Source organism: uncultured Veillonella sp. (assembly GCF_905209685.1).
In the GTDB taxonomy this organism is placed as follows: Bacteria; Bacillota; Negativicutes; order Veillonellales; family Veillonellaceae; genus Veillonella.
This window is the reverse complement of the sequence record NZ_CAJLUB010000084.1, coordinates 1-8,107: the sequence shown is the minus strand read 5'-3', so window position 1 is coordinate 8,107 and position 8,107 is coordinate 1. Positions and strand designations below refer to the sequence as shown.

Here is an 8,107-nt window from a genome sequence, read left to right as displayed (position 1 = left end):
CATAAACGAAAAAGAGGTTATACAAATCAACAGAACATAATTGATTCGTATAGCCTCTTTTAAAGCTAGTATTGTATTAGCCTATATAACGCGTTTTGCGCCGATATAGCGTTCACCCCAATAGCCAGTATCAAGATCTGCTACTGCTACACCACGACTGGAAGTGGCGCTGATGAACTTGCCATCACCAATATAAATACCGGAGTGAGACGGACCTGGTTCATATGTTTCAAAGAATACCAAATCCCCGGCTTTCAAGTTCGCACGAGAAACTTCAACACCTACGTTATATTGTTCATCTGCCAAACGTGGTAAAGAGATACCTTGTTTCGCAAATACATATTTAACATAACCAGAGCAGTCAAAACCACTTGGAGTCGTACCACCAAATACATATGGTACACCGCGGTATTTGTCCGCTTCTGCCAAGATAGCATGGATGCTATTTGGTGTTTCGCTTTTCGTAATATTATTTAATTTAATATTTTTGCCAGTAATGGATTGACCTGCGATACGACGAGACGTCGCATTGCTGTTTGTGAAAGCGGATTTCGTCGCCACTGCTTTAGTCGCCGCATTTTGAGTCAATACTGCCTTCGTAGAACGAGGAGCGCTCATCAATGCATTATACGTAGCAGGACCTACGATACCATCCACTGGTAAACCACGATCTTGTTGGAACAGACGAACTGCCCATTTCGTTTCTTTACCATATACACCATTTTTATCTGTAGCATTATAACCGTGTTTAATTAGTTGTTGTTGAACCGCTGTAACACTTTTGCCCTTATCACCATATTGTAATGTTGTTGCACCTACCATGGCTGTTGTGGCACACACAAAAGTTAATGTTAATGCCGTTATTTTAACCTTACTATATTTTGACTTCATATGCTTCCTTTCCAAAAACTTTTAAAGTAAGTTATTTATTCAAAATATACTAACCGTCTATTTATTTGCATTCACAAATACAGCTAGTCTTCTTTGCTTTTGTTAGTATAAGTCTCAGGTGCCATAAACACATCTGCACTACTAGGTCCAAGTAATGGAGCCTCTTCATGCTCATCAAAGTTTATAGCTGACTTAACCCAATACAAAGGCCGTTGCTTCACCTCTTCAAAAATACGACCTACATACTCGCCAATAATTCCCAGTCCGACGAGTTGAATCCCACCAATGAACAAAATTGATACGCCCAAGGTAGTCCATCCATTCAAGGCTTGACCCGTAAGATATACATACAAGAGGTGCAATATAAGCAAGAAGCTCAACCCACCACATAGTACACCGACGTACAAAGCAGCCCGTAAAGGAACTCTTGAAAAGGCTGTTACCCCATCGAGAGCAAATCGTATCATTTTACGCACACTAAACTTTGAGACCCCTGCAAAACGAGGTGGCGCTACGAAGTGCAACTCAGCTTGTCTATACCCTAAGGCACCGACAATACCGCGTAAGAAACGACCATGTTCTCTAAACCGTTTCAACGTGCCCAATGCTTTACTATTCATGAGACGGAAATCAGATCCACCTTCAACAATAGGAACATCAGCCATTTTGTTCATTAGTTTGTAATAATACTTAGACGTGAAAGATTTAGCCCAACTAGCATCTTCAGTTGAATCGCGTATGGTGCGCACCACATCATACCCCGATTCCCACAACCGAACAAGTTCAGGAATCAAAGCTGGTGGATGCTGCATGTCACCGTCCATTGTAATAACTGCATCTCCATGAGCATAATCAAGACCACAAGTAAGCGCAGTCTGATGCCCAAAATTACGAGCAAGCAATAACACTTTGACATGTTTATCATTGTAAGCAATTTCACGCAATATCATAGATGACGAATCACTAGAACCGTCGTCTACGAAGATTATTTCATAATCGTACGTGAGTCCTGACATAACATCAGTTACAGCTTTATAAAAATTCGCTATGTTCTCTTCTTCGTTATATACAGGCACTACAATAGAAAGTAACATAAATCCTCCAAAGTATTTTACTCACATATTTTAAGTTAATTAGTAAATTAAGGCAAATCATCAAGGTTAACAATAGGCGAATTTATATCTACAAATTCAGTAAATAAGCGATTTCTTCGCACTCTACCGCTTTTTCTCTTCATTTACCTTATATATAAGTATATCAAATAAGTAAAATATCATTTTATATATGAAACTACTTAACAAACAGTATTATAAAATAAATTTATATTAGTAAAAAGATAATAAATTCTGTTATTAACTAGCTAAACCAACAATTAATCAAAAAATCAAATATATTTTCTGAACCAAATACAAGAAATTCGACTGATTTCATTTTATTTTCATAAAACCCATCGTAATTTTACAAATTTTTCTATATACAAACCAATTATATATACTCAAAATATGAATAAAATACTAACATTATAAAAAACAAAGCTAATTTAATGATTCTAACTAACTAAATCACCAAAATATTCTCCTACAGAGAAGAAAGAGACCCTGATAAGGGTCTCTTATATTATAGGCCAGCAGCATCAATCCAAGATTGTAAATCCGCCTCTGCTAGTTCCATATCCTCTTCATATGCACCAGCTACGACTGGATACTTAGCAACCTCTACAGTGTGCAAAATCGAATCATCTCGGCCATTTTTAAAGGTGCCAATCCAAATTCCAGAGAATTGAGATTCATACCACTCTACAGGCTGATCTGTTTCATTGAAGTTAATCGTAATATGACCACGACCAAGTGTTTCTAATACCTCCACTTGCTCTTCTTCTGAAAGACCTGTTTTCTCTATATAAATAGAATAAGTCTCACCTGTTTCACGCAAATTTTTAAGTGCTAAACGCAACTCATTTAACACAGCGCGAACATTACCATAATTCTCAATCATAAATACTCCTATTAGAGATAAATTTACATCCTATAAACCGATTAGTTTAAGTGTTAGGTTCTGCAGTTACACCCCATTCTCGTAACACATTGAGTACACGTTCTTTCACCTCTGGTAAAGCTCGTTGTACAGGTGCACTAGGTTCAAAACCAATCTCTAACGATTCTGGTTCCACCCCAATAACGACTGCATCCTCTAAGGGGTCTTCTTGAATGGCGCGGATACGTAAAATATCTTGCATTCCTACTTCGTGTACAGAAATATGTTCTGTAAAATATTGTTCTAATTCCTTATGAGGGAACTCATATATAGTTCCTGGAGCTTCCCCACCATTGATAGCGTCTACGAGAAGAATTTTCTTCATACCACGCATATACGTAAGCAGTTCCATTCCCATCGTTCCACCATCAATAATAGAAATAGACGGTGTAAATGTGAAAGACTCTTTCAACTCTTTTACTACATGAACCCCTAACCCCTCGTCAGTAAGTAATATATTACCTACACCGAGTAGGACGATTTCATTATTACCATCATCATAAAGGCTATTTAAATCAATACGCGGACCCTCTGAGTCCGCGTATTGTTCCAAGCCACTGATGATTTCAGTACTTGTATTAGTCATTTTCTTGTAATTCTCTTTCTCTAGGATCGTTAGGATCACTTGGACGATATGTTGTACCAGATGGTTTATCGATACGTTCACCACGACGGCGTTTGCCATTGAGGTCTTCAATATCGATTGGGTCATGCGCATAATACTTCATACCAGAAACCATAGCAGATACTTCGCCAGATTCTTCCATAACGTCTTCTCGGAATGCCATGTACACATGAACGATAGTAAAGAACAAGAAGCCCCAAGCAATATAGTGATGGATAATATGAACCTTGTATTCACCACCAAATAATGTAACAACTGGAGCAAATAAAGTTCCTAAAATACCATTAGGATTAACCATTGAAAACATGGCAAAACCCGTTAAGATTTCAAAGAAGAACATAATGTACACCATCATGTACGCAGTTCTCGCTAAGGAGTTACGAAGCCAATGATGTTCATGCTTTTGAGGAATCATCAAATAGTGCAATGTAGTTTCTTTAAGACCGTACCAATACCGTTTTTGACGGAATTTAGGTAATAATCTGTCTCCTCGATTCCAAAGAGCACCAGCAAATCGGAAGATAAAGGAGAATGTTAAGATAACACCCGCAATGAAATGGATACGACGCATAGTTTCCATAGAGAACCAGCCGTCAATTGCAAAGGTTGGTTCTGGATTACCTGTAATAGCTGCAAATCCTGGATCACCAATATATAGGCCAGTCCAGAATAAAGCCGTTACACTAAGCACCATAGTCCAGTGGAATATGCGCAGCCATAAACTAAATACGACATACGCCTTTTTGTCAGTATGTATTAACATAAGCCCACCACCCTTTATTTACACAATGCATCTGTATTGACGGAAACAATTTTTTCGCCTTTTTTATTGTATAAATGGGTTGCACATGCGAGACATGGGTCGAAGGAGTGAATTACCTTCAAGATTTCAAGTGGTTTATCTGCAATTTTTACATGTGTATCAATCATGGAGTCTTCGTAGGCACCATGTTCGTTAGCTGCAGTCTTAGGACATGCATTCCATGTAGATGGTACGATACATTGATAGTTTGCAGAGCGACCATCTTTAATATGAATCCAGTGACCCAAACCACCACGAGGAGCATCTACAAGGCCAACACCTTTAGCATCTTTATCCCATGTATTTGGCTCAAATTTAGTCATATCAGCTACAGTAGTGTCACCATTTTTTATGTTAGCAACGAGTTTATCAAAGAAGTATTGACTCATATTTGCTGCTACTTGTGCATCAAGGCCACGACATGCTGTACGACCAACCATTGTAGTCATCCATACGTGAGCAGGAACGCCAAGTACTTGAGATACTGTATCGATTTGACGAACAATCATGGATTCTGCCCAAGTTGGATCTTTAATGATACCTTGTTTTACTTTTGTATATACAACGATATATTTTGCTAATGGGCCAACTTCTGCAGTTTTGCCTTTGAAAGTTGGGGATTTAATCCAAGAATATTTTTTATCTTCATCAAGGAATTCCCATTTTTCTTTTGTACCAGATTTAGGGCCTGTAAACTTAGGATCTGTAACACCTTCGATAGGATGAAGAGAGCTTTTACCATCTGGATATGTGAACCAGGAGTGATCAACCTCTTCACTGAGGTATTGAGGATCCATGAAGTCTTTACCTTCTAATGGAATAAATGTAGCTTTATCTACGCCTAAAGCGAAGTTTTCAACTACGCCATTAGAACGAACCACACATTTTTTATGGTAGTCACCATTAGAAATGCCAGAATATGTATCATCTGGATAGTCACCGTAGGACATAACGCGTTTTTTCGCAAGGCCACCGCCATCAATCATGCCTTTTTCTACATACATTTTGCCGATAGCTAATAGATCTGGCACGTAGAAATTATTTACCAAATCTTTAGCCAATGCAATAGATTCTTCTACCGCAGCAAGACGTTGTGTATTAATAGGCGCATTCATATCATTCATAGAAATAGAACATGGCATGCCACCTACAACATAGTGCGGATGAGGGTTTTTACCACCAAATACAACGTGAGGAATTACGATATCACGTTGACGATCAAGAATATTCAAGTAATGGGATACGGCCATCAAATGAACCTCTGGTGGCAACAAATTATAATCAGGATGATCCCACCATTGAGCGGAGAAAATACCCAATTGACCAGATTCTACAATTTTCTTAATCTTTTGTTGTATAGCTGTGAAATAAGCAGTTGTAGCTTTAGGGAACTCTTTAGGATATGCAGAGTCTTTAGACGCAGTTTCAGCAGGCGCTAAACCACTTACATTATAAGTATTTAATACATCATTTTGTAATTGTGCTGTTTTAGCTGGATCTGCACTAAGAGCTGCTACAGGGCTAACCCAGTCAAGAGCGTGTAAATGATAGAAGTGAACAATATGGTCATGTACATCTAAAGAGCTATGCATGATATTACGAATGTAGTTTGCATTTTTAGGAATAGTAATTCCAAGAGCATCCTCTACAGCACGTAATGCTGCTAAGGCATGTGTTGTAGTACATACACCACAAATACGTTGTACGAACGCCCAAAGGTCACGAGGATCGCGATCTTTAGCAACAAGTTCGATACCGCGCCAAGCAGTACCAGAAGACAATGCGTCCTCTACTTTACCACTCGCTTCATCAACTTTTATTTCTACCCGTAAATGACCTTCAATACGGGAAATCGGATCTACTACTACGCGTTTCATTAGTGACCTCCTCCATTATTATGTTTCTTTTCATCCCATAAGCCTTGTTCTTTTAAGCGTTTTTCTTCTTTCATATCAAGAATTTTATTACGCGTAAGAGTTGCAGCACCATGAACGATAACTGCTGCAGTAGCACCAACAGCAGCCACTGTACCGATTGTATCAGCAGTTGTGATGGTATTAGCTAATGGAATATCTGGTAAACGTTTGTAGAATACGTCATTATCCCAGAAGCCCTTTTCAGAGCAACCAATACAACCGTGACCGGATTGAATTGGATAGGATAAACCATTCCACCAACGTAAGTTACCACAAGAATTATATGTTTGAGGTCCACGACAACCTACTTTGTACAAGCACCAACCAGATTTGGATGCATCGTCGTCGAATTTTTCAACGAAGAGACCAGAGTCAAAGAAGGCACGGCGGTAGCATGTGTCGTGAATACGATTGCCATAAAATTGTTTAGGACGACCTTGAGAATCAAGAGGTGGAATTTGACCAAATAATGCATAGTGCATGATTACACCAGTCATAACCTCTGGAATTGGAGGACAACCCGGAACTTTGATAATAGGTTTACCAGATACAACAGAAGATACAGATACTGTATTTGTTGGATTTGGTTTAGCCGCTTGAATACCACCCCAAGCTGCGCAGGAACCATATTCAATGATTGCTGCTGCGCCTTTAGCCGCTTCTAATAAGGATTCTTTAAATGTGCGACCACCTACTGTACAGTAAACACCATTTTCATCAAGTGGCACACCACCTTCAACAGCCAAGATGTATTTGCCTGCTTTTTCTTTGATGATTTTCTCTAAATGTTCCTCTAATGGTGCACCAGATGCAGCCGCCAAAGTATCATCATATTCAAGAGAAATCATATTCAAAATTACATCAGATGTAAATGGAGAAGATGAGCGAATAAAGGACTCACTACAACCAGTACATTCATGACCATGTAGCCAAATTACCGTAGGCAATTCAGTTGTTTCAGCTGCCTTAACAACAGTGTCTAACATCGTTGGTGGCAAGCCTAGAATAGCGGTGAGTGCTACACAGGATTTCATAAATGTGCGTCGACTCAAACGTCGCTCTTGGAAGAGTGTCCATAAACTGTTTATACGATTCTTCACGGAATATAGCCTCCTTACAACAACTTTGCGCAATATATCAATATTACTTAATGAACTACAACTATTATGATAATAATCATACTATGAAAATTAAATAATGTACTATCTAATTCGTCACAGCTATTATGATAACAATCATATTCTTACTACTTTATTATATCACTTAATATTTATGAAAACTATATAATTCAAATAAAAAAGCTGTATACAAGAAAGTTTATTTAACTTGCATACAGCCTTGTATTATATATTTTTTGTAAAATTCATTAGTTATCAATAAATTAGATAACTTCCTTGATTAGGGACTCAAGCACATCAGCTTTCTTGTAACCCACAAGGGAATCAAGCATTTTGCCATCACGGAAGAATACCATAGATGGAATACCATCAATATCTTCTTTCAACAAAATACCACGAAGATTTTTATCTTCTGCATCAACACTAAAGAACTCTACTTGTCCTTTTAAACGTTCAGCTACTGCTTCTACTTCTGGACGCATAACAGTGCAAGGTTCGCACCAGGCAGCCCAGAAATCAACAATAGCTAAACCTTTAGAGCCAAGTACTTTTTCATCAAATTCTTGCACACTAGTAATCGCTGTAATTGCCATGAAGTTCTCCTAACAAAGATCTACAATCTTGTATACTATAAATTATATCTTAAATATGGAAGCAAGCAATCAATAAGCCGAGTTCTGTTCCGCTTGCGCGGTGACGATTATCTTTCTAGGCGTACAGT

Annotated in this window: 8 protein-coding genes; all 8 read right to left on the bottom strand. The window is 38.3% G+C overall.

The window, feature by feature from the left end; all coding sequences use genetic code 11:
- Positions 1 to 81: 81 nt before the first annotated feature.
- Positions 82 to 891: an NlpC/P60 family protein gene (locus QZ055_RS06720; RefSeq protein ID WP_295805345.1), complete on the bottom strand. Its 810-nt coding sequence runs from the start codon at positions 889 to 891 to the stop codon at positions 82 to 84.
- Between the two features lie 83 nt (positions 892 to 974).
- Positions 975 to 1,985: a glycosyltransferase family 2 protein gene (locus QZ055_RS06715; protein ID WP_295825493.1), complete on the bottom strand. Its 1,011-nt coding sequence runs from the start codon at positions 1,983 to 1,985 to the stop codon at positions 975 to 977.
- A gap of 523 nt (positions 1,986 to 2,508) precedes the next feature.
- Positions 2,509 to 2,886, bottom strand: coding sequence for a hydrogenase expression/formation C-terminal domain-containing protein (locus tag QZ055_RS06710; protein ID WP_295825490.1), 378 nt, complete (start codon positions 2,884 to 2,886; stop codon positions 2,509 to 2,511).
- 46 nt (positions 2,887 to 2,932) lie between these two features.
- The gene (locus tag QZ055_RS06705; protein WP_295820132.1) at positions 2,933 to 3,511 is read right to left on the bottom strand and encodes a HyaD/HybD family hydrogenase maturation endopeptidase; all 579 of its coding nucleotides are present in this window, start codon (positions 3,509 to 3,511) and stop codon (positions 2,933 to 2,935) included.
- Positions 3,504 to 4,313, bottom strand: a complete 810-nt coding sequence (gene cybH, locus QZ055_RS06700) for a Ni/Fe-hydrogenase, b-type cytochrome subunit (protein ID WP_105089396.1) — start codon at positions 4,311 to 4,313, stop codon at positions 3,504 to 3,506. Before cybH ends, QZ055_RS06705 begins: the two co-directional genes overlap by 8 nt.
- Before the next feature lie 14 nt (positions 4,314 to 4,327).
- The gene (locus tag QZ055_RS06695; protein ID WP_227721466.1) at positions 4,328 to 6,229 is read right to left on the bottom strand and encodes a nickel-dependent hydrogenase large subunit; all 1,902 of its coding nucleotides are present in this window, start codon (positions 6,227 to 6,229) and stop codon (positions 4,328 to 4,330) included.
- Positions 6,229 to 7,368 carry a hydrogenase small subunit gene (locus QZ055_RS06690; RefSeq protein WP_105089398.1) on the bottom strand — a complete coding sequence of 380 codons (1,140 nt, stop codon included), beginning with the start codon at positions 7,366 to 7,368 and terminating at the stop codon, positions 6,229 to 6,231. Before QZ055_RS06690 ends, QZ055_RS06695 begins: the two co-directional genes overlap by 1 nt.
- Before the next feature lie 281 nt (positions 7,369 to 7,649).
- Positions 7,650 to 7,979, bottom strand: a complete 330-nt coding sequence (locus QZ055_RS06685) for a co-chaperone YbbN (RefSeq protein ID WP_105089399.1) — start codon at positions 7,977 to 7,979, stop codon at positions 7,650 to 7,652.
- Between the last annotated feature and the right edge of the window lie 128 nt (positions 7,980 to 8,107).